Source organism: Marivita sp., assembly GCF_017643905.1.
Taxonomy (GTDB): Bacteria; Pseudomonadota; Alphaproteobacteria; order Rhodobacterales; family Rhodobacteraceae; genus Marivita.
Map to the genome: position 1 here is coordinate 1 of NZ_JAEPMO010000063.1, position 25,059 is coordinate 25,059.

Below are 25,059 nucleotides of genomic sequence, written 5' to 3' on the forward strand. Positions count from 1 at the left end.
CAATCACCCCGGAACAATTGGAGCTCTTCGACACCCTCGATATACCAAAACCCGCTTGATCCCTTCTCGGTAGTCACACAATGGCAGACCTGGCCATAACAATATCAATCACTTAGACGATTTGCTGTCGAACTTGGCTGTAAAGAACCGGCGTCACGCCCTGCGCCTCAAGCGCCGCGATCTCGCGCCAGAAGAAGATATGCGTCTGACCGGGGAACTGCGGAACGAGGTAAGCGAATGATTTGTTCGTCATTACAAGCGACACGTTACCCAAGCTTCCGATTGGCGGCGACGATAGGTGTGCAAGACATCATGTGCCAGTTGTTTTTCCTCAACAGACTGTTGAGACACGGATGATGTCCCCTTAGCGCACTCGCAAGCGCGACAGGTGCTTGCGCGACATGGTCAGCGATGCCGCGGCCAGCACGACAAGCGCTGCGCCTGCGTAGAACCGCAGGGTCGGGGTTTCGCCAAAGACAAAATATCCGGCAGCGGTCGACAAAGGCAGGCTCAGATACCCCAGAACCGACAACACCCCAGCGTCACCATTGTAATGTGCGCGCAGGAAACAGGCCTGTGCGCCTTGGGCAAAGACGCCAATTGCCAGCAGCGGCACAAGATGGTGCGACGGGATCGGCTGCCATGACCAGAGCGCAAACGGCAGCGTGCACAGGCCCAAGCCGATCGTGTACAATGTCATTAGAACGAGAGTTGGGGTGCTTCGAAGCCGTCTTGTGACGATCACCGCAGCCGAACCTGTCAGAATGACCAAAGCCAACGCCATGAGCCCCGGTCCAAAGGTTGTGCCGTCAGGGTCGATGGCGATCACCACACCAACCATCGCAACCGCCGCTGCAAGCCATTGGCTGGGTGTCACCCTCTCGCGCAGCAGGACTGCCGCCAGCACCATGACAACCAAGGGACGGGTGAAGTTCATCGTGGTGAACAGCGCCAGCGGCACACGCGAGATGGCAAAGTAGCTGGCGGTCAGGGTCGCTGCACTCAGGGCGATGCGCAGGATTTGCAGGGGCCAGTCAGGGACCGCAGCAAAGGCGGCGCGGTGGCGCAGCACCCATGGCGACAGCAGCAGAAGACCAATCGCCGCCCGCAGGAACACGATCTGCGCCACCGGATAGCCAAGGCCCAGCGCTTTGACGATGCTCAGCGCCCAGATGTTCAGGGCCATATCGGCCAAAAGCCATGCGCCCCCCTTGAGATTGTCGCGGGGCGCGTCTGTGCTCATCGGCGGGGGGCAATCAGGTTCGCCATCAGGCGATAGGCTCCCGGCACCAGCTTGGCCATCTGGTGATGCAGGACGAGGCTGCAATGGGTGTGACGGCCCTTGCCGATGTCTGCCGTGAGAAGCGCGCCGGTCAGTGGGTCTTCGCCGGGGTCCGACATCGACAGAAGCGGCGTGTAGGCATCGTCCCAGCTTTTGGCAAAGTAGAGACCACGTTCCTTGACCCAACCCTCCCAAACCTCGGCGGTGATCTGGTTGGGCGTGTTCAGAAGCGCATGATCGGGCGCCAGATGCGTGACCTCGGCCTCGGCATCGGTCACGCGCCAACGCAGCGACGGTTGTCCGATTTCGAGCCTACGCGGCGGAACAGTGTCTGACTCCCAGTTGTCCCATGGGCGGTGGTAGAGCGTCACCAGCGTTCCGCCCTCTTCTACCCATTCGCGCAGGCGGGGCATTTCCGACACCAGCCCGTCGCGGAAGCGGAGGGCGAAGATGCCGATGACAATCGTGTCGAACGAGGCAAGCGCCTCGTCACTGGTGATCTGATCGTCAGACAGAGAGGTGACTTCCGCGCCAAGCGCAGTCAGCCAGTCTGCGACTGCATCATGCCCGCTGCCGATATAACCGACCTTGGCTTGGGGCAGCGCGACATCCAGCACGCGCACCGTCAGGGCAGCGGGGCGGGCGTAGACGGTTGGATCGACATGGTCATAGGCGATGCGCTGTTCGGTCATCGCAGGAGCGTCACCGACATAAAGTGGGAGTGTATAAAGCCCCGGTTCGGGATCGTCCGGCAGGGTGATCGCCACAGCGCCTGTGCCATGTTCCATCGACCAACCCTCTGGCAGATCGAATGTCACCCGTGAGCCCGCCGGACTGACATCGGCAATCGCCACCGAGACAGACCTTTTGGGCGTTTTGAGGTTGATCAGAGCCGCATCTGGCGCGATCAGCGCGGCGCGATCGGGCAGGATAACGGGCGGTTTGGCGAAGGGTAAAGCGACGGTCGTCGTCTCAAGCTGGATCTCGATACGGGGCAATGGCGGATCGGCTGGATCGTATTCGGCGCGGTAAGGGTCGGTCTGATTGGCGTCGGTTGCGATGGTGATCTGCCCGTCGTCTTCGGACCAGCCATAGGGCAGCGCGAGGCTGTAGCTGGCGCGGTCGGCATCGCCTTTGTCGAACTCTACCGTGACACCGGTCATGTCACCGGGACGGAGCCAAGTCTGATGCGTGCGAGCATCGGCTTCGATGCCCAGCGCCAGACGCAGGACATGGGCCAGTTGCCTATGTTTGGCGGTCAGGCGGTGCGCAATTCTGTCGGGCGCATCGGCTTCGGCCTTTTGCAGGTGTTGCAGTGCCTTCTGCGCCGTCATTGCAATGTGACGCGCATGGGGAAAGGCCGACACGGTTTCGGTGATATAGCCATGCGCCAGCAGCAGATCCTGCTTGGCATCCGGAGCGAGGTCGACCAGATCGGCCAGAGTTTGCGGCAAGCCAGCGCGCAACGCATCATCCGGCCCATCGACATGGCTGATGGCCAGATGCAGCGGCCAGTCCTTGCCGGGGCCGGCAGGCACCCAGCGCCCCATGCCCTGCGTCCGGTGAAAGGCGCGGGACATCTGGCCGATGCGGGCAAAGCTCCAGCCCGACATTGGGTCTTTGCCTGCACCGTCGATGGTGAGGGTGGCTTCGGGGGGAGGCAGATCGTCATCATAAGCCTGCCCGGCACCCGACCAAGCGGGAAGGTACATCTTGGACACCTGCCATGTCGGCAGGTTCGACGGGAAATCGGGATCGGCGGCGGCCTCCATCACTTCATGCGCAGCTTGGGTCATGGCACGGTGGTGGCCGTGCTGGCCGGGCACGTCGAGGAAGGTTGGCAGGATGATGTCGGGGCGATCTGTCCGCACAATCTCAACAAAGCGGTGAAGCAGATGATCGTGCCCCCAGATGCCCATCGTTTCCTCGCCGCTTTTGGAAAAGCGGAAATCGCGGATCGGGTCGTCGGGTGAGGTGCCGTGCCAATAAAGGCGCATGTTGAGCAGATCACAGGCGCGTTCCATCTCACGCGTCCGTAACGCGCCCAGCGCCGGGCCGCCTTCGGTGCCGATGTCGTTCTGCCCGCCTTCACCACGTGTGGAACAGGCATAGCTGAGGTTGATGCCATCGCGCAGACCGATGGCGGTTAGAAGGGCCGTTGTCTCGTCGTCGGGATGTGCGCCGGTGTTCATCAGCCGCACCACCGATTGCAGCGGTCGGAGCGCCCACCACAGGTCAAGCACACGCGGGCGCATGCGTATCTGTTCAAGGCGGGTCTGATCAGGGCTCGGCATTGGCTACCTCGCTTCGGCGATGGTGGGGGTGAAGGCCTGATGCAGCACCAGCGCGGCGGCACCGAGTGTTGCTGTCATTCGACCAGAGGTGCCGCGCATCAGGCGCGGATGTGTGCGATCAGGGCGGTTTGACACCGATCTGGCAGGCAGCGCCGTGCGGGCAATCATGTGATCCAGAAGATCGTCCGGCATCGCCCCGCCAAGGATCACGGTTTGTGGGTCAAAGAGGTTTTCGATGATCGACAAAGCCGAAGACAGCGCCTGTGCCGCGTGGTTCAGCCAGTCCAACAGATGGCGATTTGCGGTGGAATAGAGACTGTTGAGCTCGTCCATGTCTGTCACACTCACCCCCTGCACGGCCAGATAGGCCTGTACCGACAAACGGCTGGTGGCACTTTCGAGTTCCACGGCATGTCCGTCGACCAGCACCTGAATGTGACCGATCTCTCCGGCGTTGCCGAACGCGCCTTGAAGGATTTGACCGTTCTGAACAAGGCCAAGCCCGAGACCTTGACCGAAATATAGATAGGCAAAATCGTCCAGCCCTCGGGCGACGCCATTCATCCTTTCGGCCATCGCCGCCGCATTGGCGTCATTTTCGACGAACACAGGCAGGTCGAGAGCGTTGGCAAAGATCTCGGCTGGATCGCCGGTGTTCCAGCCGGGCAACTCTGATTCTGTGCCGGTCAGACCCGTGTCGCCAAAGGGGCCCGGCATGACGATGCCTGCGCCCATCAATGCGCCTTTGCGGACCCGCGAATCTTTGAGACAAATGTCAAGTTGAGCCGAAACAGTGTCTAAAATTGTGGATTTTCCCGCATTGCGCAGCGGAATACGCCGGGTCTGAATCGGCGTGCCGACCAGATCGACAAGCGCGGTGAAAACAGCCGTCGGGCGGACTTCAACACCAAAGGCATACCCGCCATCGGGTTTGATCGCATATTGCTGAACCGGCAGGCCGCGACCGGCGCTGCGGACCCCCTGTTCGACCAGGAGACCTTCGCCCAGCAGATCGGAGATGATGTTGGACACCGCCTGTGTCGAAAGCCCCGAGGCGCGGGCAATTTCGGCGCGACCTGCCGCACCGACATGGCGAATGGCGCGCAGAACCAACTGTTTGTTGTGGCTGCGGGCGCGTTCGGGATTGGCCCCAAGTTGCGGTTTCAGCGTACTGACCATGTCTTCGCTTAGCGCACCAAACTTGAACACTCAAGAAAGTTGAGTTAACGCTTGGAGAATGACCGGTCGCGAACAAGAATGGATCGGCACATTCAACAGATCTCAACAGGGAGAGGTCCATGGCATTCTTCAACGTCAAGGCACTGGCCGTTGCGACAGCAACCAGCGCCGCCGCACTTTTCAGTACCGCCGCACAGGCGGTAGAAATCGAATACTGGCAGTACTTCTTCGATGCCCGCGTCAAGGCAATGGAAACGCTGATCGAGAATTTCCAGGAGGCGAACCCGGACATCACGGTCAAGATGACCCATTTCCCCTATGCCGATTACCGCACCAAGGTCGCAGCCGCGATCCCCGCGGGGGAAGGCCCGGATGTTGTGCAGTTGTTCTACGGATGGCTCAATGACTACGTGGCCGCCGAGCTGATCCAGCCGCTTCCGGCGGATGTGTTCCCTACCAGCCAGATCGACGCTGAGTTCTTTCCGATGGTGCAGGCGATGAAGGACGGCGACGCCTATTGGGCGCTGCCGACCGCCGTGCGATCCTTGGCGCTGTTCTACAATGAGCGGCTGCTGGAAGAGGCCGGTGTCGAGCCGCCGACCACGCTGGACGAGATGATCGCCGCCGCCAAAGCTATGACCAAGCGCGATGGCGCGGGGAACCTGACGCAGGTGGGCATGACGGCCGGCATGACCGCGCAGGATCACCATTGGTGGCGCGAAGGACTGGTCCGCCAGTTCGGCGGTGAGCCCTATGTCGATGATTACCAGACGGTGAATTACAATTCGGACGCGGGGCTTGAGGCGCTGAATTTCTATGCTTCGCTGTTCAGTGGCGACGATGCCGTATCGGCCATCGGGTTCATGGATGAACCGCAGGCTGCGTTCAAGGCGGGGCGTGCGGGGCTGCATATCGACGGATCGTTCCGCATCGGATCCCTGAACGACACGCGCGGCCTGAAATGGGGTGTGACCGAGCTTCCGGCGACAGCCGATGGCACGCGGTCGAACTATTCGTCTTATTGGGTGAACGCGATCACCACCAAGGCCGAGGGCGAGAAATACGACGCGGCGGTCAAATTCATGCAGTACATCACCAGCGATGAGGCGATGCAGATCTGGTTGGACGTGGTCGGCGAATTGCCGGCAAAACCATCGGTTGGTCTGACCGATGCGAACGCCAATGATCCGGTCTTCGGCCCGTTCATCAAGGGTCTGGCCTATGCCCATACCACCAAGTTCGCCAATGAAAGCGGCCAGCGGCAGCTGATGGTCGAGATGGTCGAGCGCATGACTCTGCAGGGCATGAGCGCCGAAGAAAGCCTCGCCATCGCAGCCGAAGCCGAGCAGAAGATCCTCGACGATTATTACAAGAGCGCGTCCAACTAAGCGCGCGGCACGGACGCCCCGGTTCCCTCCCGGCCGGGGCGTCACCTTTTTCGGGCTGAGGCATGTATCGCAATCTGACCATCCGGCAGAAGCAGATCGTATGGGCGTGGGCGTTCCTTGCCATTCCGATCCTGTTTTACTCGGTCATTCGGTTCTATCCGACGGGCAACGCCATCCTGATCAGCTTTCAGGACTGGAACCTGCTGGGCGACCGGACATGGACGGGTCTGGACAATTACCAGAAGCTGTTTGCCGACCCGGTGTTCTGGAAAGTCTTCAAGAACACCTTTGTCTATCTGCTGATCGGCACGCCTGTCAGTCTGCTGATTTCCTTCGTGATCGCCTACCATCTGGATCAGGTTCGGTTCATGCACGGCTTTCTGCGGACGCTTTATTTCCTGCCCTTCATGACCAGTGCCGTGGCGATGGCCTGGGTCTGGCGCTGGTTCTACCAGCCGGTCCCGGTGGGGTTGTTCAACAACGCACTGGCCAGCATCGGCATTCCGCAGTTCCCCTTCCTGCAATCCACCACATGGGCGCTGCCCTCGGTTCTGGCCCCTGCGGGCTGGGCCGGATTGGGGTTTCAGGTGATCATCTTCATGGCAGGGCTGCGGGCGATCCCACGCAGCTATTACGAGGCGGCGCGCATTGACGGCGTGTCGTGGTGGACTGTGTTGTGGGAAATCACGCTGCCACTTTTGAAGCCAACCATCGTGTTCATCGTGGTGTTTTCCTCTATCGGGTTCCTGCGCATCTTTGATCATGTGTTCAACATGACAACGAACAATCCCGGCGGACCTTTGAATTCTACGAAACCGCTGGTGCTGATGATCTACGAAACCGCATTCAGCGCGTTCGATATGGGGTATGCAGCGGCGCAGACCGTAGTATTGTTCCTTGTGCTGCTCGTAGTGAGCCTGATCCAGCTGCGCATTCTGAGGGACAGCTAGATGACCGCTACGGAAATCCGTCCCACGACTGACGCGCTGCTCAAGACCGAAGCGCCCAAGAAGCCTGCGAATATGGGGCAGATCCTGCGCTGGACGCTGCTGTTCCTGGGCGGTGTCGCGATGGTGATGCCCATCGCCTACATGATCTCGACCTCGCTGAAATGGCCGCATGAGGTGTATAACCTCAAGCTGATCCCGGATGAGCCGCATCTGGAGAATTACACCTATGTTCTGGAGGATGGGCGGTTCTACTGGTGGTTCGTCAATTCGATGATTATCGCAGTGATCACGACGATCTGTAACGTGATTTTTGATAGCCTCGTGGGCTATACGCTCTGCAAGTTCCGGTTTCCGGGCCGCTACATCGTGTTCATCGCGATCCTGTCGACGCTGATGATCCCGACCGAGATGCTGGTCATCCCGTGGTACCTGATGAGCCAGCAGTTCGGGTGGCTCGACACCTATTGGGGGATCATGTTTCCGGGGTTGATGACCGCCTTCGGCACCTTCCTGATGAAGCAGTTTTTCGAGACTGTTCCGGACGACTTTATCGAGGCCGCGCGGATCGACGGGCTGAACGAGTTGCAGATCTGGTGGACCGTGGCGATGCCTTTGGTGAAACCGGCGCTGGCAGCCTTGGCGATCTTTGTCTTCCTCGGCAACTGGACTGCCTTCATCTGGCCGCTGATCGTGACCAACTCGGTCGAGATGTATACGCTGCCCGTGGGCCTGTCATCCTTTGGGGACGAGGCGGATGTGGCATGGGAGTTGATCATGACGGGTGCCGCGATTTCGACCATTCCGACGCTGATCGTGTTCCTGATCTTCCAGCGGTACATCATTCAGGGTGTGGTGATGGCGGGCCTTAAAGGATGAGCGTGGTCGGCTTGGCTTCTGTCGCGTTTGCGTATTTGGAAAGAGAAGAAGCAGGGGGCGGCGCATGACGGACCAGAGCGTGTTTCCGGACCCGACCTATCGGGACACGGTGCTCGCGCCCCTGTTTGACGGGGTGAAGGCGCATTACGCGGGGCACATGGCGGCGATCAACCGGGCGCATCTGGTGATGCTGGCGGAGACCGGGATTTTGGCTGTCGGTGACGCGGGTGCGATTGCCGGGGCCTTGCGGGATGTTGATGCCGAGGTGAACCTTGATGCGCTGAGGTATACCGGCGAGTTCGAGGATTACTTCTTTCTCGTCGAAGCGGAGTTGAAGCGCCGCTTGGGCGATCTGGGGGGAGCCTTGCACACCGCGCGGTCGCGCAATGACATGGACCATACGCTGTTCAAACTGGCTTTGCGCGGTCGGGTGTCTGTGTTGCTGGGGCAGGCGTTAACCTTAACCGAGGCGCTGATCGCCAAGGCGGAGGCCGAGAAAGCGACATTGATCGTGGCTTATACGCATGGGCAACCCGCGCAGCCGACAACTTGGGGGCACTACCTCGGGGCCGTGATTGAAGTGCTGTTGCGCGATATTGCGCGGCTCAACGCGGCGGCGGATGGGTTGGAGCATTGCCCGATGGGCGCAGCGGCGATCACCACAAGTGGATTTCCGATTGATCGGGCGCGCGTTGCGGAGTTGTTGGGGTTCGAGGGGCCGCTGGTCAATTCCTACGGCTGCATCGCCTCGGTCGATTACGTGACCGGGCTTTATTCCGCGATGAAGCTGATGTTCCTGCATCTGGGGCGGGTTATTCAGGACATGCAGTTCTGGACGGCCTTCGAGGTGGGACAGCTTTATGTGCCGAACAGCCTTGTGCAGATCAGTTCGATCATGCCGCAGAAGCGCAATCCGGTGCCCATCGAACACCTGCGCCATCTGGCGAGTGCGACGGTTGCGCAATGTGATACCATTGTCGGGGTGATGCAGAACACGCCCTTCACCGATATGAACGACAGCGAAGGTGAAGTGCAGCAGTTGGGTTATGCTGCCTTCGAGCGCGGTGCGCGGGTGTTGCAGTTGCTGACGGTGCTGATCCCCGCCTGCCGGGTCAATGCGGATCGGGTGCGGAGGACGACGGATGCAGCTTGTATCACAATCACCGAATTGGCGGACACATTGGTGCGGGACGAAGGGCTAACGTTCCGCGCGGCGCATGAGGTAGCGGCAATGACGGCGAAGGCGGTGATTGCCGAAGGGGCGGCACTGGGCGACGGGTATGCGGCGTTCTCGACTGCGTTCGAAGCACTGACCGGGCGCGCGCCGGGGTTGGTCGAGGCAGCGTTTCGGACAGCGGTTGCGCCGGAGACCTTTGTTGCGCGGCGGGACCGGATTGGTGGGCCAGCAGAGGCGGCATTGCGCGAGGCTTTGGCGGGGTACGCAGCGGAGGCGGAAGCGGCGCGGGCTGCCTGTGCCCTGCGCAAAACCAGACACGAAACCGCGGAACAGAGACTGAAATCGGCGTTTGATGCGCTGCTGGTGAAGGACTGAGCATGGCCGATCTTGCGATCCGAAATCTGGTCAAACGCTATGACAAGACCGAGGTGCTGCATGGCATCAGCCTTGATGTCGAAGACGGGGAGTTCGTGGTGTTTGTCGGCCCGTCGGGCTGCGGCAAATCGACGACGCTGCGCCTGATTGCCGGTCTTGAGGACGCGACCAGCGGGGAAATCGTGATCGGCGGGCGGGTGGTGAACAACCTCGAACCCAAAGACCGGGACATCGCGATGGTGTTCCAAAACTATGCGATCTATCCGCATATGACCGTTCGCAAGAATATCGGCTTCGGGCTGCGGACCTCCAAGATGTCAAAGGCGGACAAGGAAGCCCGGATTGACGAGGTGGCGGGCATACTTGGAATGTCCGACCTGCTGGCGCGCAAACCGAGCCAGTTGTCCGGCGGTCAGCGGCAGCGGGTTGCCATTGGCCGGGCGATGGTGCGCGATCCGGCGGTGTTTCTGTTCGATGAGCCACTGTCGAACCTCGATGCGCAGTTGCGGACGCAGATGCGGCTGGAGATCAAGAAGCTGCACCAGCGGGTGGGCAACACGATCATCTTTGTGACCCATGATCAGGTCGAGGCGATGACGATGGCGGATCGGATCGTGATCATGAAGGACGGGCATATCCAGCAGGTGGGCACCCCGGCGGAGGTCTATCACAAGCCTGCGAACACCTTTGTGGCGCGCTTTATCGGTGCGCCGTCGATGAACATGCTGTCTGGAACAGTGGCAAACGGAGCGCTTCAGATGGCTTCCGGTAGCACGGTTGATCTTGGAGTTGGGTTACCGGAAGGCCGTCACGTGACGGTGGGCGTCCGGCCCGAAGACCTGCATCCCGGCGCGGGGCCTGCGCTGGTGCGGGGGCCGGTGACAGTGCGCGAGCCGCTTGGGCATGAAACGCTGATCTATGTCGGAGCCGAAGGGCAGGAAGTCATCGCCAAAGCGGATGGGCGCACGCCGCCGGAGGTTGGCGAAGAGGTGACGTTGACGGCGGCGCTGGACACGCTGCACATCTTCGATGCGGCGACGGGTGATGCGCTGCGCTAAGTTGACAAGACAAGGCAGGATGCAATGATCGACCTATACACATGGACCACACCCAATGGGCGCAAGGTGTCCATCCTGCTGGAGGAGCTGGGTGTGCCCTACAATGTACATTCCATTGACATCGGCAAGGATGACCAGTTCGCGCCGGAGTTCCTCAAGATTTCACCGAACAACAAGATCCCTGCGATTGTTGATCAGGACAATGGCCTGTCGCTGATGGAGAGCGGGGCGATCATGCTCTACCTCGCGCAGAAGCACGGGCGTTTTCTGGCGGAAGGCGATGCCTATTGGCAGATGATGGAATGGCTGATGTGGCAGATGGGCGGCTTTGGCCCGATGTTGGGTCAGGCGCATCATTTCCTGAAGTTCAACAAGGGCGCGTCGGACTATGCCGAGGCGCGGTACGGGAAAGAGGCGCAGCGGCTCTATTCCGTGCTGAACACGCAATTGGAGGGGCGCGATTTCATCACCGGCGAGTACACGATTGCCGATATGGCGATCTTTCCCTGGGCCGCGCGGTTTGAATGGCAGGAGATCGACCTGAACGAGTTTCCCAATGTCAGAGACTGGTATCTGCGGATTGCAGAGCGTCCTGCGGTGCAGAAGGGCTATCAGGTTCCGAAATTCGTGACAGATATTCCGATGCCCTGAACCGGGCATCGGAGTGTTTTGATACTACGCCACGCGGGATAAGCGCGTGGGGGCGTTTTCGATCAGTTCCGCATGCAGCGCCTTGATGACGGTATCGGTCGAGGCGCGGTCCATCACGAATTGCACGTCGACATTGCGCGGGCCCTGGCTTGCGCCGATGGCCTCACATCCGGCAGCAGCAATCGCCTGAAGACCCCGGGTGAGCACCGACAGGCCGTTCAGATCACGCCCGATGACGGACACCATGGCCAGACGGCGGCTTGTGATCTCGGCGGCGGGGAACATTTTGGCGATGTCGCGCTCGACCCGGCGCATCGTTTTGAGCGAGGCATCCAGATAATGCGTGATCGTGTTGGCGTTCGACGTCTTGGACACGATGCGCACGTTGTGGCGGGTCAGGATGTCGAGAATGCCGGAATCGTAGCCCTTTACGCCCACCATATCCTGTTCGAACACTTCAAGCGTCACGATGTCGAGGCCCGTGACAATCTCTGCCGCTGCTTCGTCTGCAGGTTGATCGTCGATCAGCGTGCCGGGGTCGCCTGGATCAAAGGCGTTGGTCACGCGCAGAGGAACGCCCGCCTGACGCAGGGTCTTGGCCGCTTTGGGGTGGATCGCCTCCATCCCCATGTTCGAAAGTTGATCCGCCACATCGTAATTCGTGCGGCCCAGTTTGCGCACGGCGCCTTCGCCCACCAGCTTGGGATCGGCTGAGGAGAGGTGAAATTCCTTGTGGATGATCGCCTCGCGTGCGCCGGTCAGCGCGGCAAGGTGCGAAAACGTGACTTCGGAATAGCCCCGGTCGAACTCGTTCATCAGACCTTCGACACATTGTGCATAGCCCGTGACGATGGGCATCTCGGTTATGGGATCGATACCCTTGAAGGCCTTGGTGATCCGCTCTTCGAGGCAAACATCCCCCTGATCGCGCCATCCCGACAGATCGACAAACCGCGCTTCGACACCCGCGCGTTGCAGCATCAGGGTCGTGACGAAGGCGGAGTGCGCCTCGCCCAGACCGGAGAGCAGTTCGCGGGTGTGGCTCATGTGTTCGGGTAGGCGGAAATGGCCGTAGGAGCACAGGCGCTGCAGGTCGATCAGGCAGTTACGGGCACCGAGGATGCGTTCATCCACAAAGCTGTTGGCCTGTTCGATGTCCGCCGGCTTGTCCAGGATTTTGGCGTGGGCCTCTTTCATCGCATCGGCGACGCGATCGAGTGCGTCCTGCCATTTGTGGTTGCTGTCATCATGCGCAAAGAGCGCATAAACTCCGGGCTCGCCGGACTTCTTGTGCTCCAGCAGCAGGTTGGTGATGCCGCCGAAGGCGGACACCACGAAGACCCGGTTGTAGACATCGGACCCGGCGCGATCACCGATGAAGAGCGTGTCGCACAGTTCTGCGAGGCGGGACATGGATGTCCCACCGATTTTTTCGACAGTGTGTGTCATCTCAGGCGTCCTCGGTCTCCGGCGCGGCGTAGGACCCGTCTTCGCGGTGAACCTCTGTGCCCGTCACCGGTGGATTGAAGCAGCAGGCCATGACCAGCTCTTCCTCGGCCCGCAGAATATGGCGGTCGTGCTTGTCGAGCGCGTACATCACACCCGGCTGGATGTCGTGGGTTTCGCCGGTGGCCAGATCGGTGATCGAGCCTTTGCCCTTCATGCAGTACACGCTTTCAAAGTGGTTCTTGTATTCGAACGTGTGTTCCGACCCTTCCTCGAGGAAGGTGATGTGGAACGAAAAGCCCATCTTGTCGTCGGCCAGAAGCATACGGACGCTGGTCCAGTTCGCATCCGACACGACGCGGTCTTTTTCGTTTTCGACAATCTTGTTGAAGTCTCTGACGATCATGTCGGTTACTCCGCAGCGATTTTGTTGGGGGCGTTCAGGACGTCGTTTGCGGCATCGAGAAGGATGTTGAACCCCTTGCGCAGCGTCTCCTTGGGTGTGGTCAGCGGTGCGAGAACCTTGATCACCTGATCCTCGCTGCCCGAGGTTTCGATGATGAGACCCTTCTCATAGGCTCGTGAACAGATCTCGCCCGCCAGATCACCAGAGCCGACATCGACACCCTGCATCAGGCCACGGCCTTTGAGGTAAGCCCCCGGCACCATTGCGGCCAAATCGGCCAATGCGTCGTGGATCAGTTGTGATTTCTCGGACAGTTCTTTTTGGAAGCTGTCGTCGGACCAAAATTTCTCGACCGCGACTTTGGCGGTGACAAATGCGTGGGTGTTGCCCCGGAACGTGCCATTGTGTTCGGCCGGGCCGAAGATGTCGTATTCCGGGCGCACCAGCAGCATCGCCATGGGCAAACCATAGCCGGACACGGATTTGGCCATCGTCACGATGTCGGGCATGACGCCCATTTTCTCGAACGAGAAGAACGTGCCGCACCGGCCACACCCAGCCTGAATGTCGTCGATGATGAGCAGCGCGCCGTGTTCCTTGGTCAACTTTGCAATCCGCTTGACCCATTCGGGGCGTGCGGCGTTCAGGCCACCTTCGCCCTGTACGGTTTCGAGAAGGATCGCGGCGGGTGCATCGACACCGCCGGATTTGTCCTTGAGCATGGCATCAAGGAATTCTGCCGTGTCCATCTCACCGGGGAAAAAGCCGTCGAATGGCATGCGCGTCACACCATTCAGCTCCATTCCGGCACCGCCCCGGTGGTAGCCATTGCCGGTCGCCGACAACGCACCCGTGGTAACACCATGAAAGCCATTGGTGAAGGCGATGATGTTGGTGCGGCCTGTCACCTTGCGGGCGATCTTCATCGCAGCTTCGACGGCGTTGGCACCCGTCGGGCCGGTGAACATCACGCGATGATCCATGCCACGGGGTTCGAGAATGTGCTCCTCGAACGCTTCCAGAAAGGCGGCCTTGGTGTTGGTGTGCAGGTCCAGACCATGCGCAATCCCGTCATTCGAGATATGCTCGATCAGGGCCGTTTTCATGTCGGGGTCGTTGTGCCCGTAGTTGAGCGACGAGCAACCGGCAAGAAAGTCGATATAGGTCTTGCCGGTGTCATCGGTGATTTCAGACCCGCATGCGGTCGCAAAGGTCGCGGGCATGCCACGGCAGTAAGAGCGGGCTTCGCTTTCGCGACGTTCGAAGATGGAAACAGTATTCATGTCCTTGGGCATCATGTGTCCTTTCAAGGCATTGGAATTCAAATTGTGAGGAGAGTGCGACTTAAGCAGCGCGCTTGAGATCGCCTGCTTTGGACAGCGTGATCGACACCATATGTTCGGTGGCGTGCCGCCCTTCGAAGTGATCGTCGCGCGTGAAGTGCGGCTCGTCAGACAGATCCCCGCCGATGTGGCGCGCAAAGCTGCGGAACAGCGCCCACGAGGCGGCGTTGTCGCGTGTGATGGTTGTCTTGAGGTGTTGAGCGTCGTCGCAGGCGTCACGCTCGATCAGGTCGAGAAGCATTTTCTTGCCAAGACCAAGCCCACGGGCCTTTTCGCTGACCGCGACCTGCCAGACAAACAGCGCGTCCTGATCGGGGATCATGTGACCTGAGGTCCAGCCAACGATCTCGCCGTCGAGTTCGGCCACGACGCAGGTGTCGCGGAAATGGTCAGCCTGAACCAAGTTACAGTACATTGAGTTCTCGTCGAGAGGCTTGCAGCTTTTGACAAGCTACCAAATTGCAGACCCGTCCGTCGCTACAGGTGTGCGCAGACGGGGCGTCCGCGTTCGAGGAATGTCACTGTGTTTTGGCATCTTTTTGACCTTCTGTTAGTTCGTCTAACTAATTAGTGCATCGCGGCTTGCTTTTCAACGTTTAACTTTTTGTACTGTTTGGCGCCGAGATACACATCTCTTTTCGCCAAACCTTCGACATATAAGCGCCTGAACGGTAGATCGGTTCCCATTTTAATTAGCTTAACTAAATTATTGTGTATCGAAGCAGATTGCGGCTGATCTGACTTTCATGCGATGTTTTCCGCTATGACCACCGATGCCGATGCTCGCATGGATGACAGCCTGATCGCGTTGCGCCGTATTTTGCGGGCAACCGAGCTTTATGCGCGTGACCTGGCTAGTGCAGTTGGGCTTACCCCGGCACAGTTGCGGGTTCTTCAGATCGTGGATGAACGGGACAGCGCGACGCCCAAGGCATTGGCGACCCAAATGGGGGTGAGCCAAGCCACCGTGTCTGCCCTTGTCGACAAGCTGGAGGCACAGGGATTGGTAGAGCGTATTCCGTCGCTTCAGGATCGGCGGCAGACCAATGTCACAGTGACCAAGGACGGCCACGCCAGATTGGAACGCGCACCGGATGCTTTGCAGCAACGCTATGTGCGCAAGTTTCTGGAAATGGCGGATTGGGAACAGGCGCAGCTTGTCGCGACGCTTGAGCGGGTGGCGGATATGCTGGACGCGCGCGGGCTGGACGCGTCACCAGTGCTTACGACTGGTGAGATCCAAAGTGGTAAAAAACTTCAGGACCCGGGGCGCGACTCGGGTGGTTCGTCGTAGATTGACCAGCCGCATGTGCTTTGGCTGTCGGGCAGATCGGATCGCTTGAGATTGCGCGCGATATAGGTCTTGGCGATGAAGTTCGCCGTGATCGGAGCGGTCAGCAACAGGAACACCGAGATCAGCAACTCGTGGATCGAGAGATGTCCTGTCTTGGCGAAAAAGTAGATCATCGACGCAACAAGCACGCCGCCAACCCCAAGGGTTGTTGCCTTGGTTGGCGCGTGCAGACGCTGAAGGCTGTCCTTCAGCTTGACCAGACCGTAAGAGCCCACCAGACCGAAGATGCCACTGACGACAAGCGAGATGGTGATCAGAAGTTCGACGACGAAGTTCATGCTTGTCCCTTACTCGATGATGTCGCCGCGCAGCAGGAAGCGGCAATAGGCGACGGTGGACACAAAACCGACCATAGCGACCAGCATTGCAGCTTCGAAGTAGATCGCCGTCCCGCGCCAGACACCGTAAAGCACCAACAGCGCAATCACGTTGATGACCATCGTGTCGAGCGCGAGAATGCGGTCGGCTGCATCCGGCCCCTGCGCAATGCGCCAAAGGTCCAGCAGCAGGGCGATGCCATAGCATGCGGCTGCAAACAGAATTCCGGCTTCGATCATTGGAAAATCTCCTTCAGCCGCCGTTCATACCGGTTCTTGATCTCGTCGCGCACCGCGTCCGGGTCATCGGTGTGCAGGCAATGCACGAGGATGCTGCGGGCGTCGGCGGACAATGTGGCAGAAACGGTGCCCGGTGTCATTGTGATGGTTCCAGCAAGAACAGTGATCGCTTCGGCCGATTTTACGTCAAGCGGCACAACGATCCACTGAGACCGGATGTTTTCCTCGCGTTTGAACAGGATGATTGCCGCGACCTGCACGTTGGCAATGACGATATCCCACAGCACGATCAAAACATATTCGAACCCTTTCAGCGGGCGTCTGATCTTGGGACGGTCCGGCCAGTAGGGCGCGGTCAGCATCGGGATCACGATCCCGAACAAGAGGCCCAAAAGCAGGTTGCCCAATGTAAACTTGTTGACCAGCGCCAGCCAGACAAACACCAGTGTCAGGCTCAGGAACGGGTGAGGGATCAGGCGTTTCAGCATGTTCAGCTCTCCTCGACCGGGGCGAGGACTGCCGAAATATATCCGGACCGGTCGAACAATTGAGCAGAGGTTTGTTCAAGATAGGTCGCAACCGGGCCCGCAAAGACGGCAAGGGCCACCAGCACGGCGAGCGTCAGCATGACCGGGGTCACCTGTGCGACAGTGGCAGCGTCATGGGGCGCAGCCCCGTCCGCATCCGGCAAGGGGGCCTCGATCTCGGTCGACTTCCAGAACAGCGCGCTTCCTGCGCGGGCAAAGCCCACGATAGTCAGCAGCGACCCGACAAGGATCGCCGTCCATGCCCAGACGATCACATCCGGACCACGCAGGGCATCGAGGACCAGAAGCTTGCCTAGGAACCCGCTGAGCGGCGGCATGCCGGCCATCGCTATCGCGGCGGCAAAGAAGATCGCCGCGAAAAGGCCGTTCTGCACGGTGGCAAATGTAGGCGTCAGCGAGTCGCCGCTGCGACGGCTGACCACCAGATCCGCGATCAGGAACAGGCAGGCGGCGGCAAAAGTCGAATGCACCATGTAGTAGAGTGCAGCAGTTGTGGCGACGGGCGAAAAGACGGCGACCGCCACAAGCAATGTGCCCATAGAGCCAACAACCGAGAAGCTGATCAACGGCATCAGGCGTTTCGCGCCAAGCACCCCAAATGCGCCAAGGGCAATCGTGACGATCGCGGCCGGGAAAAGCCACGCGTCGATCATGCCTTCGGTGCCGGGCACGCCGGGCCCAAAGACTACGGTATGCACCCGCAGGATGGCATAGGCGCCGACCTTGGTCATGATCGCAAACAGCGCCGCCACGGGGGCGGGCGCGTTCGAATAGGTGGCCGGCAACCAGAATTGCACCGGGAACAACGCTGCCTTGACCGCAAAGACGATCATCAGGAGCATTGCTGCGACACGGACCAGTCCAGCTTCGTCGGCGGGAATGGTCGGGATCTTGGCGGCGAGGTCAGCGATGTTGAGCGTACCTGTGCTGGCGTAAAGCGTGCCCAGCGCAAACAGGAACAGGGTCGACCCCGCAAGGTTCATAACCACATACTGCAGACCCGCGCGCATCCGCTCCCGACCGCCCGAGTGGATCATAAGACCGTAGGAAGCGATGAGGAGGATTTCGAAGAAGACGAACAGGTTGAAGATGTCGCCGGTCAGGAACGCGCCGCAGATACCCATGAGCTGGAACTGAAAAAGCGCGTGGAAATGTTTGCCGCGATTGTCCCAGCCGGTGGCCATCGCGTGCAGCAACACCATAAATGCCAGGACCGAGGTCAGAAGCACCATCAGCGCAGACAGCCGATCGAGGACCAGAACGATGCCGAACGGTGCGGGCCAGTCCCCCAGACGGTAGATGTGGGTTGTGCCGTCCATCGCCATGCTGAGAAGCACCATCGAGATGGCGAGCAACAGAACGGTGCCGACAGTCGATGTGACACGGGCCAGAACGATATCGTGCCGCATCATGAACCCGATGATCGGGGCGATCATGGCCGGAAGAACGACGGGAAGGATGATCCAATGGCTCATTTCGCGGCACTCTCGTCAGTCTCGGTCTGATCTATGTCGATGCTGTCGGTGTCCGCTTCGAGGAACGCGCCAAGCGAGACCATCACCAGAACCGCCGTCATCCCGAACGAGATCACAATAGCTGTCAGAACCAGCGCCTGCGGCAGCGGGTCGGTGTAGCTGGCTTCGCCGTATTTCGACAGGATCGGCGACATGTCGATGGCCAGACGCCCGCTGGAGAAGATAAAGACGTTGACCGCATAGGACAGCAACGCCAGCCCGAGGATCACCGGGAAGGTACGCAACCGCAGCAAAAGGTAGACGCCGCCTGCGGTCATGGTGCCAACGGCGCTTGCAACTAGAAATTCCATGTCAGCGCGCCTCCGGTGTGTCTTCGACCCGGCTGGCGGGGTCGTAATCCATGGGGTCCACGTTCACCGTGGTGCCAGCATAGCGCGCGATGCGCGACAGGCTGTAGAGCATCAGCATCACGGCCCCCAGAACGGTCAGGAACACGCCCAAGTCAAAGAGCATGGCGGTGGCCAATTCGAACTCCTCAATCGGAGGCAGATGCACATAGGTGTAGGAGCTGGTCAGGAACGGTGCCCCGAAGACCCACGCACCCGCGCCGGTCACACCGGCGATGATCACACCAAAGCCGATGAGGGTGTGGTATTCGATACGCTGGCGATCCTGTGTCCAGGCGAAACCCGACGCCATGTATTGCATCAGAAGCGCAATCGCGACGACGAGACCGGCGACAAAGCCACCGCCCGGTTGGTTGTGGCCACGCAGGAAGATGTAGATGCCGACCATCAGCGCGATGGGCATAAGAACCCGGGTGACGACCACCATCATCAGCGGGTGCCGGTCTTTGGACCGGTCCTGCGCATAGTCAGCGTTGCGCAAACGACGCGCAGCGGGGCCTTCGAGCAGCGCTTGCATCAGCGCGTAGATCAACAGACCGGCGATCCCCAATACGATGATCTCGCCGTGGGTATCGTATCCGCGGAAGTCCACGAGGATCACGTTCACGACGTTTGTGCCGCCGCCGCCCTCGTAGCTGTTTTCGACGTGGTAGGATGAGATTGTCGAGATGTCGCGCTGCATAAAGGCAAATGCCAGACCACCAACCCCGGCCCCTGCCGCAATGGCGATGATACCGTCGCGGACCTTCAGACCAAACGGGCTTTCCTTCGGGGTTTCCTTGGGCAGGAAGTGCAGCGCCAGAAGGAGCAGCATGATCGTCACGGTCTCGACCGAAATCTGCGTAAGTGCGAGATCGGGGGCCGACATGTAGACAAAACCGGCAGAGATCGTGAGGCCAATGATCCCGATCAGAACAAGTGAGCGGAACCGGTGGTGGTGCATGGTCACGACGGACACGGTGGCAACAACCAGCATAATCCATCCAACTGCAATTACAGACGGCACAGGCAGCATCCCGCGCGTAGGTTCGGACAGGCCGCCACCCATGAAGGCGATGGCGCCAAGCACAACCGAGCTTACGGTGAATATTGCAAGATAGCGGCTGATGGCACCATTGTGGGTGGATGCCGTGAAGCGCTGCGTCATTCCGACAATCGCGGCAATCAGGCTGTCAAAAATGGCTTTCGCTTCTGGACGGGGGGCCTTGATCCAGGCTCGATCCAGAGGTGCGTGCATGGCAAGCAGGATAGCGCCGCCGACAATGGCGATGATCGACATGAAAAGGGCAGGTGTGACTCCGTGCCAGATTTTCAGGTGCGGATCGAGATCGGCTCCGGTCACGGCGCTAGCCGCAGCCGCAACGATGCCATCGGCAAGGAAAGGCATCACGCCGATCAGTATGACCAGAATGACCAACAGCGCGGGCGAGGCCCAGAGGCCAAAGGGCGGGTCATGCGGCTTGGACGGATAGTCGTCGCGCACCGGACCGAAGAACACATGGCTGATGAAGCGGAAGGAATAGGCGACCGACAGCAGCGCACCGATTGTTGCCAGCGCTGGCACGGCATAGGCGCTGCCCGCCCAATAGGTGTGCGAAGCTTCCTCGAGCATCATTTCCTTGGACAGGAACCCGTTGAAGAGCGGAATACCCGCCATCGACAACGCTGCGACCGTGCCGATGAAGAAGGTGATCGGCATCAGGTGTCGCAAGCCGCCAAGGCGTTTGATGTCGCGGGTGTGCGCCTCGTGGTCGATGATCCCGGCGGTCATGAAGAGCGCCGCCTTGAAGGTCAGGTGGTTGATGATGTGGAACACGGCTGCGACCGCCGCAGCCTCGGTTCCGAAGCCCAAGAGCATAGTCAGAAGGCCAAGATGGCTGACAGTCGAGAAGGCCAGAAGCGCCTTGAGGTCATCCTTAAAGAGCGCAATGAGCGCGCCCAGCACCATCGTAACCAGACCTGTGGTTGCGACAATGTAGAACCATGCATCGGTGCCAGACAGAACCGGCCACATGCGGGCCATCAGGAAAACGCCCGCTTTGACCATCGTGGCCGAGTGCAGATAGGCCGAGACCGGCGTTGGTGCCGCCATCGCGTGCGGCAGCCAGAAGTGGAACGGGAACTGTGCGGATTTGGTGAATGCACCCAGCAGGATCAGGATCAGCGCAGGCAGATACCATTCGGAGGCGCGGATCGCGTCACCCGCTTGCAGGATGTCAGTCAGGTTGTAACTGCCTGCGATATTGCCAAGGATCAGCATGCCGCCAATCATCGCCAAACCACCGGCCCCGGTGACGGTGAGCGCCATGCGGGCACCCTGACGGCCTTCGGGCAAGTGTTTCCAATAACCGATCAGCAGGAAGGACGACAGCGACGTCAGTTCCCAGAACACCAGCAATAGCAGGATGTTGTCGGACAGGACAATGCCCAGCATCGCGCCCTGGAACAGCAGAAGGTAGGTGTAGAACTGCCCGACGGGATCGTCGCCGGAGAGATAGAACCGGGCGTAGAGCGTGATCAGCAGGCCTACGCCAAGGATCATGCAGGCAAAGAGCAAACCCAGCCCATCAAGGAAAAACGAGGCCGAAAGGCCCAATTGCGGCAGCCATTTCACTTCGGCCTGAATGACCTGACCGTCCAACACGGCAGGCGCAAATGTCAGCAGGAGGATCAGTGCAATTGCAGTTGGAACGGCCGTGAAGCTTGCACATGCATTACGTCCGGCGCGAATCATGAGACCGGGAACCAACGCGCCGATGAACGGCAGCAAAGCTATGAGGATGAGGACGTTGTCCGATGTGTTCATGTCAACTGTTAGTCCAACCAGAATAACCTCGGAGCGCAATATCGTTAAACGCAGGCGTTGTAAAAGCCTCGGTACTGAAATCAGGCGTTTTATGGGTCGAGACTGGACTCTGGTTTATCTGGTGTTTTCGAAAATTAAGCGTGGGTTGTGATGTCGAGCGCGGTGTTACATGGGCCCATGATCGTCTGTACCAGAGCGTTTGCTTGAAAAAACCTGTCTTTAGGTAAACTAATTTGTTTATTTGCGATCCAAAGCATCCAAAGATAGACGCAAGCATCAGTTTACCGTCAGTAAACAATGCCACATTTGCAGGCACGTGACGTTAGGAGACAATGATAAAAGCGCAGACTTTCTACGGTCCCGCGTTACAATTTGTGCAAAGATCAGCAAAGCCACCTAAATCTCACATGCCGCTAAACGTTCAAGACAACACCGAAGCTGACGACCTCAGACTGCGCACCCAATATTCGCTGGCCTCGGTCAAGCTTGTCGCGCCGTTTGCGCTGGGATGGTGGATCGCCGCGTATTTGCTTGATGCGCCATTGCTGTCGACGGCCGCAGGCATCGCCACCCTTGGGGTGATTGGCGGCATCGCGCTGCACCACTTCCAGTGGCATCTGGCGGCACGTGTTTTCTGGTTGGGAGCAACCAATGTGGCGGTTGCACTGGCCTCTTTCGTCACGCCGCCAGACGGTCACATGTCGTTCATATTCATCGCGACTGCGATTGGTCCCTTCGTCATATTCTCGCCGCGGACCGAAAAGTTATGGTTTTCGGTCATGCTGATCGCGCCCATTTCCCTTTGGTTCTTGGGATGGGCGACCGATTATTCCTTGGTTGGATATTTCGAGGTCTCGGCAGAGGCAGCGGATCGGGTGCTTTCACCAGCGACGGCGGTGACCCTGTTCGGAACCGTTCTGTTCGTGATTGCCTATTTTGTACACGTGACGCGCCTGAATGCCCATAGGCTGAGAGAGGCACGCCGTCAGGCCGAACAATCCAGCGAAGCAAAAAGCAACCTGATGCGCAGCGTCAGTCATGAGATGCTCACTCCGCTGCACGCGATTTCCTGGTTTGCCGAATTCCTGCATTCGGACGCCAAGGCTGGTCGCAACGTTCGTAAGGACCAGCTTGAAGAATACTCCGCACATATCATGAGCGCGTCGAACACGCTGCAGCTCATCATCGAGAACATTTTCGACTTTGCCAACTGGAACGCCGAAGAAACCTCAGCGGAAACCATGCGGGTGTCTGTGCACGCCTGCCTGAACCCCGTCATCCAGCGGTTTGCGGGCGCTCTGTCGAACAAGACTGTGACGTTGGACAACCTTGTGCGCGACGACCTTAATGTCGTTGGAAACCCGATCTGGCTGGCCGCGATCTTTAAGCAACTTCTCGACAACGCGATCAAGTTTGCCAAGCCGGGTGGGCGCATTTCAATACGTGCCCATGCCAAAGATGACGATACGGTCGAGATTGTGTTCAAGGACGATGGTCCGGGGTTTCCCGCTGGCCGCGCGGCAGCAGCCTTTACCGCATTCGAAAGATTGGGACACGAGACAGGCACGACCGCTGGTGTTGGTGTCGGCTTACCACTGGCACAGAATTTCGCGAAGGGGATGGGAGGTTTGATCGTCATTGACGAGTCAGTTTCCGACGGCGCGCAGGTCAGGTTGGTCTTGCCGATGGCCGCGGCAGAGTGATTTTCGTCATACGTCCATGACGGGTCCCCCCGGACAGTCTTTCTGTCCGAGGGTTGCGTTTGAAGATCAGGCGATCAGATCAAAGCGATCCGCGTTCATCACCTTGATCCATGCGGCAACGAAGTCACGGACGAATTTCGCACCGTTGTCATCCTGAGCGTAAACTTCCGCATAGGCCCGGAGGATCGAGTTGGAGCCGAACACCAGATCCATGCTGGTTGCCGTCCACTTGACCTCACCGGTCTTGCGGTTGCGGATCTCGTAGGTGCCATCTTCCATCGGAACCCATGTATAGGTCATGTCGGTCAGGTTGACGAAGAAGTCGTTCGTCAATTGGCCCTCGCGGTCCGTGAACACGCCATGTTTGTTGCCGGCGTAGTTTGCGCCCAGAACCCGCATACCGCCGACAAGAATGGTCATCTCGGCGGCTGTCAGGCCCAAAAGCTGCGCTTTGTCGAGCAACAGTTCCTCCGGGGCAACTGCGTATTTTTCTTTCTGGAAGTTGCGGAAACCACAGACCAGCGGTTCGAGCACTTCAAAGCTGGCCGCATCCGTCTGTGCCTCGCTGGCATCGCCACGGCCGGGCGCAAACGGCACATCAACGTTGTAACCCGCCGCTTTGATCGCCTGCTCAAGACCGACATTGCCTGCCAGAACGATCACGTCCGCGATCGATGCACCTGTCTCTGCTGCGATGGGCTCAAGAATGCCCAGCACCTTGGCCAAACGCTCAGGCTCGTTTGCGACCCAGTCCTTCTGCGGCGCAAGGCGGATACGGGCGCCATTGGCACCGCCGCGCTTGTCCGACTGACGATAGGTGCGGGCGCTGTCCCATGCGGTTGCGATCATCTCGGCCGAGGTGAGACCGCTGTCCGCGATCTTGGCTTTGACGGCAGCCACATCATAGGAGGTGCTGCCAGCCGGGATCGGGTCCTGCCAGATCAGGTCTTCGGCGGGAACGTCCGGGCCGTAGTAGTTGGCCTTGGGACCCATGTCGCGGTGGGTCAGCTTGAACCATGCGCGGGCAAAGGTATCTGCGAAATACTCGGGGTCTGCGCGGAACTTCTGGCAGATCTCGTTGTAGATCGGGTCGACCTTCATCGCCATGTCGGCATCGGTCATCATCGGCATGTCGCGCTTGGACGGGTCCGACGCATTCACCGGCTTCTTGTCTTCCGGCATGTTAACCGGTTCCCACTGGTTGGCACCTGCGGGCGATTTGGTCAGACGCCACTCATAGCCGAAGAGGTAATCGAAATAGCCCATATCCCACTGTGTCGGGTGCTGGGTCCATGCGCCTTCGATTCCGGACGTAAAGGCATTGGCTGCTTTGCCCTGATGGCCAGGGTTGTCCCAGCCGAAGCCTTGGGAGTGAACCGGGCAGCCTTCGGGTGCGGCACCGATCTGGTCGGCCATGCCGCCGCCACCATGCGCCTTGCCGACGGTGTGACCGCCACAGGTCAGGGCTGCGGTTTCTTCGTCGTTCATTGCCATGCGGGCAAAGGTTTCGCGCACGTGCAGTGCAGTGCGCGCCGGATCGGGCTGACCGTTCACACCTTCGGGGTTCACATAGATCAGGCCCATGTGGACCGCAGCAAGCGGGTTGTACATTGTGCCCGGCTGATCAAGATCGCCGTAGCGGTTCTCGCTCGGTGCAAGCCATTCGTCTTCGGCGCCCCAGTTGACGTCAGTCTCCGGACCCCAGATGTCTTCGCGGCCAAAAGCGAAGCCAAAGGTTTTCAGACCCATGGATTCATAGGCCATATTGCCTGCGAGAATGATCA

The 25,059-nt window shown here is 59.4% G+C and carries 22 protein-coding genes and 1 pseudogene; 8 read left to right on the forward strand and 15 right to left on the reverse strand.

The window, feature by feature from the left end:
* Positions 1-112 precede the first annotated feature (112 nt).
* The 4 genes from JJ869_RS11495 to JJ869_RS11510 form a co-directional block, all read right to left on the reverse strand.
* Positions 113-253, reverse strand: a complete 141-nt coding sequence (locus JJ869_RS11495; protein WP_292267344.1) for a hypothetical protein — start codon at positions 251-253, stop codon at positions 113-115.
* 111 nt (positions 254-364) lie between these two features.
* Positions 365-1,243 carry a DMT family transporter gene (locus JJ869_RS11500; protein ID WP_292267317.1) on the reverse strand — a complete coding sequence of 293 codons (879 nt, stop codon included), beginning with the start codon at positions 1,241-1,243 and terminating at the stop codon, positions 365-367.
* Entirely contained in the window at positions 1,240-3,576 is a 2,337-nt protein-coding gene (locus JJ869_RS11505; protein ID WP_292267318.1) for a PIG-L family deacetylase, read from the reverse strand. The genes JJ869_RS11500 and JJ869_RS11505 overlap by 4 nt, the downstream gene beginning before the upstream one ends.
* Positions 3,577-3,579: 3 nt before the next feature.
* Entirely contained in the window at positions 3,580-4,755 is a 1,176-nt protein-coding gene (locus JJ869_RS11510) for an ROK family transcriptional regulator (protein ID WP_292267319.1), read from the reverse strand.
* 119 nt (positions 4,756-4,874) lie between these two features.
* On the opposite strand from JJ869_RS11510, the gene JJ869_RS11515 reads away from it, so the two are divergent.
* From JJ869_RS11515 to JJ869_RS11540, 6 genes are all read left to right on the forward strand, one after another.
* On the forward strand, positions 4,875-6,143 hold the full coding sequence (locus tag JJ869_RS11515; RefSeq protein WP_292267320.1) for an extracellular solute-binding protein: 1,269 nt from the start codon (positions 4,875-4,877) through the stop codon (positions 6,141-6,143).
* A 62-nt stretch (positions 6,144-6,205) separates the two neighbouring features.
* A complete protein-coding gene (locus JJ869_RS11520) occupies positions 6,206-7,093 on the forward strand; it encodes a sugar ABC transporter permease (protein ID WP_292267321.1) in 888 nt (295 codons plus the stop codon).
* Positions 7,094-7,969, forward strand: coding sequence for a carbohydrate ABC transporter permease (locus JJ869_RS11525; RefSeq protein ID WP_292267322.1), 876 nt, complete (start codon positions 7,094-7,096; stop codon positions 7,967-7,969).
* Between the two features lie 64 nt (positions 7,970-8,033).
* Complete coding sequence (gene argH, locus JJ869_RS11530; RefSeq protein ID WP_292267323.1) at positions 8,034-9,521, forward strand: argininosuccinate lyase; 1,488 nt, start codon at positions 8,034-8,036, stop codon at positions 9,519-9,521.
* A 2-nt stretch (positions 9,522-9,523) separates the two neighbouring features.
* Positions 9,524-10,579, forward strand: coding sequence for a sn-glycerol-3-phosphate ABC transporter ATP-binding protein UgpC (gene ugpC, locus JJ869_RS11535; protein WP_292267324.1), 1,056 nt, complete (start codon positions 9,524-9,526; stop codon positions 10,577-10,579).
* Between the two features lie 24 nt (positions 10,580-10,603).
* Complete coding sequence (locus JJ869_RS11540) at positions 10,604-11,230, forward strand: glutathione S-transferase N-terminal domain-containing protein (protein ID WP_292267325.1); 627 nt, start codon at positions 10,604-10,606, stop codon at positions 11,228-11,230.
* A gap of 24 nt (positions 11,231-11,254) precedes the next feature.
* On the opposite strand, the gene JJ869_RS11545 is transcribed toward JJ869_RS11540, so the two are convergent.
* The 4 genes and pseudogenes from JJ869_RS11545 to ectA form a co-directional block, all read right to left on the reverse strand.
* The gene (locus JJ869_RS11545) at positions 11,255-12,679 is read right to left on the reverse strand and encodes an aspartate kinase (RefSeq protein ID WP_292267327.1); all 1,425 of its coding nucleotides are present in this window, start codon (positions 12,677-12,679) and stop codon (positions 11,255-11,257) included.
* A gap of 1 nt (position 12,680) precedes the next feature.
* Entirely contained in the window at positions 12,681-13,082 is a 402-nt protein-coding gene (locus tag JJ869_RS11550) for an ectoine synthase (protein ID WP_292267328.1), read from the reverse strand.
* 5 nt (positions 13,083-13,087) lie between these two features.
* Positions 13,088-14,377, reverse strand: coding sequence for a diaminobutyrate--2-oxoglutarate transaminase (gene ectB, locus JJ869_RS11555; protein WP_292267329.1), 1,290 nt, complete (start codon positions 14,375-14,377; stop codon positions 13,088-13,090).
* 49 nt (positions 14,378-14,426) lie between these two features.
* Positions 14,427-14,960, reverse strand: a pseudogene (ectA, locus tag JJ869_RS11560) (diaminobutyrate acetyltransferase).
* Positions 14,961-15,188: 228 nt separating this feature from the next.
* Between ectA and JJ869_RS11565 the strand changes: the two are divergent.
* Complete coding sequence (locus JJ869_RS11565) at positions 15,189-15,719, forward strand: MarR family transcriptional regulator (protein WP_292267330.1); 531 nt, start codon at positions 15,189-15,191, stop codon at positions 15,717-15,719.
* Here JJ869_RS11565 and JJ869_RS11570 read toward each other — a convergent pair.
* The 6 genes from JJ869_RS11570 to JJ869_RS11595 are packed head-to-tail and all read right to left on the reverse strand — an operon-like array spanning position 15,683 to position 21,572.
* Complete coding sequence (locus tag JJ869_RS11570; protein ID WP_292267331.1) at positions 15,683-16,057, reverse strand: Na+/H+ antiporter subunit G; 375 nt, start codon at positions 16,055-16,057, stop codon at positions 15,683-15,685. The genes JJ869_RS11565 and JJ869_RS11570 overlap by 37 nt on opposite strands.
* Positions 16,058-16,066: 9 nt before the next feature.
* Complete coding sequence (locus JJ869_RS11575; protein ID WP_292267333.1) at positions 16,067-16,336, reverse strand: K+/H+ antiporter subunit F; 270 nt, start codon at positions 16,334-16,336, stop codon at positions 16,067-16,069.
* Positions 16,333-16,824, reverse strand: coding sequence for a Na+/H+ antiporter subunit E (locus tag JJ869_RS11580; protein WP_292267335.1), 492 nt, complete (start codon positions 16,822-16,824; stop codon positions 16,333-16,335). The genes JJ869_RS11575 and JJ869_RS11580 overlap by 4 nt, the downstream gene beginning before the upstream one ends.
* A gap of 2 nt (positions 16,825-16,826) precedes the next feature.
* The gene (locus tag JJ869_RS11585) at positions 16,827-18,359 is read right to left on the reverse strand and encodes a monovalent cation/H+ antiporter subunit D (protein WP_292267337.1); all 1,533 of its coding nucleotides are present in this window, start codon (positions 18,357-18,359) and stop codon (positions 16,827-16,829) included.
* Positions 18,356-18,709, reverse strand: a complete 354-nt coding sequence (locus JJ869_RS11590) for a Na+/H+ antiporter subunit C (RefSeq protein ID WP_292267338.1) — start codon at positions 18,707-18,709, stop codon at positions 18,356-18,358. Before JJ869_RS11590 ends, JJ869_RS11585 begins: the two co-directional genes overlap by 4 nt.
* A 1-nt stretch (position 18,710) precedes the next feature.
* Positions 18,711-21,572, reverse strand: coding sequence for a monovalent cation/H+ antiporter subunit A (locus tag JJ869_RS11595; protein WP_292267339.1), 2,862 nt, complete (start codon positions 21,570-21,572; stop codon positions 18,711-18,713).
* Between the two features lie 407 nt (positions 21,573-21,979).
* Between JJ869_RS11595 and JJ869_RS11600 the strand changes: the two genes are divergently transcribed.
* Complete coding sequence (locus JJ869_RS11600) at positions 21,980-23,275, forward strand: HAMP domain-containing sensor histidine kinase (protein WP_292267340.1); 1,296 nt, start codon at positions 21,980-21,982, stop codon at positions 23,273-23,275.
* Positions 23,276-23,341: 66 nt separating this feature from the next.
* On the opposite strand, the gene katG is transcribed toward JJ869_RS11600, so the two are convergent.
* Positions 23,342-25,059 (reverse strand): catalase/peroxidase HPI (gene katG / locus JJ869_RS11605; protein WP_292267342.1); only part of this gene is annotated, 1,718 nt, incomplete at its 5' end.

What these genes read in the sequence shown, in the direction of transcription:
- JJ869_RS11495 (WP_292267344.1), bottom strand. Translation starts at nt 253, where the DNA reads ATGACGAACAAATCATTCGCTTACCTCGTTCCGCAGTTCCCCGGTCAG.
- JJ869_RS11500 (WP_292267317.1), bottom strand. Translation starts at nt 1,243, where the DNA reads ATGAGCACAGACGCGCCCCGCGACAATCTCAAGGGGGGCGCATGGCTT.
- JJ869_RS11505 (WP_292267318.1), bottom strand. Translation starts at nt 3,576, where the DNA reads ATGCCGAGCCCTGATCAGACCCGCCTTGAACAGATACGCATGCGCCCG.
- JJ869_RS11510 (WP_292267319.1), bottom strand. Translation starts at nt 4,755, where the DNA reads ATGGTCAGTACGCTGAAACCGCAACTTGGGGCCAATCCCGAACGCGCC.
- JJ869_RS11515 (WP_292267320.1), top strand. Translation starts at nt 4,875, where the DNA reads ATGGCATTCTTCAACGTCAAGGCACTGGCCGTTGCGACAGCAACCAGC.
- JJ869_RS11520 (WP_292267321.1), top strand. Translation starts at nt 6,206, where the DNA reads ATGTATCGCAATCTGACCATCCGGCAGAAGCAGATCGTATGGGCGTGG.
- JJ869_RS11525 (WP_292267322.1), top strand. Translation starts at nt 7,094, where the DNA reads ATGACCGCTACGGAAATCCGTCCCACGACTGACGCGCTGCTCAAGACC.
- argH (WP_292267323.1), top strand. Translation starts at nt 8,034, where the DNA reads ATGACGGACCAGAGCGTGTTTCCGGACCCGACCTATCGGGACACGGTG.
- ugpC (WP_292267324.1), top strand. Translation starts at nt 9,524, where the DNA reads ATGGCCGATCTTGCGATCCGAAATCTGGTCAAACGCTATGACAAGACC.
- JJ869_RS11540 (WP_292267325.1), top strand. Translation starts at nt 10,604, where the DNA reads ATGATCGACCTATACACATGGACCACACCCAATGGGCGCAAGGTGTCC.
- JJ869_RS11545 (WP_292267327.1), bottom strand. Translation starts at nt 12,679, where the DNA reads ATGACACACACTGTCGAAAAAATCGGTGGGACATCCATGTCCCGCCTC.
- JJ869_RS11550 (WP_292267328.1), bottom strand. Translation starts at nt 13,082, where the DNA reads ATGATCGTCAGAGACTTCAACAAGATTGTCGAAAACGAAAAAGACCGC.
- ectB (WP_292267329.1), bottom strand. Translation starts at nt 14,377, where the DNA reads ATGCCCAAGGACATGAATACTGTTTCCATCTTCGAACGTCGCGAAAGC.
- JJ869_RS11565 (WP_292267330.1), top strand. Translation starts at nt 15,189, where the DNA reads ATGACCACCGATGCCGATGCTCGCATGGATGACAGCCTGATCGCGTTG.
- JJ869_RS11570 (WP_292267331.1), bottom strand. Translation starts at nt 16,057, where the DNA reads ATGAACTTCGTCGTCGAACTTCTGATCACCATCTCGCTTGTCGTCAGT.
- JJ869_RS11575 (WP_292267333.1), bottom strand. Translation starts at nt 16,336, where the DNA reads ATGATCGAAGCCGGAATTCTGTTTGCAGCCGCATGCTATGGCATCGCC.
- JJ869_RS11580 (WP_292267335.1), bottom strand. Translation starts at nt 16,824, where the DNA reads ATGCTGAAACGCCTGATCCCTCACCCGTTCCTGAGCCTGACACTGGTG.
- JJ869_RS11585 (WP_292267337.1), bottom strand. Translation starts at nt 18,359, where the DNA reads ATGAGCCATTGGATCATCCTTCCCGTCGTTCTTCCGGCCATGATCGCC.
- JJ869_RS11590 (WP_292267338.1), bottom strand. Translation starts at nt 18,709, where the DNA reads ATGGAATTTCTAGTTGCAAGCGCCGTTGGCACCATGACCGCAGGCGGC.
- JJ869_RS11595 (WP_292267339.1), bottom strand. Translation starts at nt 21,572, where the DNA reads ATGAACACATCGGACAACGTCCTCATCCTCATAGCTTTGCTGCCGTTC.
- JJ869_RS11600 (WP_292267340.1), top strand. Translation starts at nt 21,980, where the DNA reads ATGCCGCTAAACGTTCAAGACAACACCGAAGCTGACGACCTCAGACTG.